Genomic DNA, 865 nt, shown 5'->3' with positions numbered 1-865 from the left:
GCGTTGGTCATGGCCGTTGCGCGCCACCAGCATCAAGCCGGCGGGCAGCTGAGTGCTCGGCATCGGCAGCGAGATCGCGCAGAGATCGAACTGGTTGGCAACCTGCGTGTTGCGCAGCAGCAGGCCTTCGGTGCGGTCACGCAACCCGGCGTCGTCAGACATCGAGACGATAGTCGGCGCCGTCACCGGTGTGGTCGGCAAGGCCAGCACATCGACCGAGGACAGCCGCTCGTCCATGGCGGCGGCGAGCGCTGTACGACGGCGCATTGCCCGGATGTAGACAGGCGTCGGCAGCATGGCTGCCCGCGACAAAGGTCCGCTGACATGCGGGTCGACCGGTACCGAAGCTCCTGTCGCCAGCCAGTCGGCATGCACTTCGGCCCCTTCCATCGCGGCGATCGAACCACGCTTGGTGGCCGCGCGCAAATCGGCAAGCAGATCGTCGATCGACAGATCCTCGATCCGCGCGCCCGTCTGCTCGATCTTGCCAAGGCAGCGGTCGAACGCGGTCGCCACCTCGTCTTCCGTCTCTTCGAAAAGGACGCCGCGCGGAATGCCTATGCGAAGCCCTGCCAGGGCAATCGGCGTCAGCGCGGTCGGCACCTCACCGGCCATCACGGCGTCGGCGGCGGCACACTGGGCGACGGTTCGGGCAAGCGGACCGATCGAGTCCAGCGTGGCCGACAGTGGGAACGCGCCGGCGAGCGGCACACGTCGCGCCGTCGGCTTGAAGCCGACGACACCTTTGAGTGAAGCCGGAATGCGTATCGAACCGCCGGTGTCGGAACCGATCGATATTTCGCTCGTGCGCTCGCCGACGGAAACGCCGGCGCCTGAGGAAGAACCACCCGGAATGCGATTGGTG

Annotated in this window: 1 protein-coding gene; it reads right to left on the bottom strand. The window is 66.8% G+C overall.

The features are described 5' to 3' along the window. On the bottom strand, nucleotides 1-865 hold an 865-nt coding region (locus EN994_RS33465), incomplete at both ends, for an amidase family protein (protein WP_127308257.1).

The sequence above is a fragment of the Mesorhizobium sp. M7A.F.Ca.CA.002.09.1.1 genome, assembly GCF_003998555.1.
Taxonomy (GTDB): domain Bacteria; phylum Pseudomonadota; class Alphaproteobacteria; order Rhizobiales; family Rhizobiaceae; genus Mesorhizobium; species Mesorhizobium ciceri.
The sequence above is the reverse complement of the archived record's forward strand: the minus strand, read 5'-3'. Positions and strand labels throughout refer to the sequence as shown.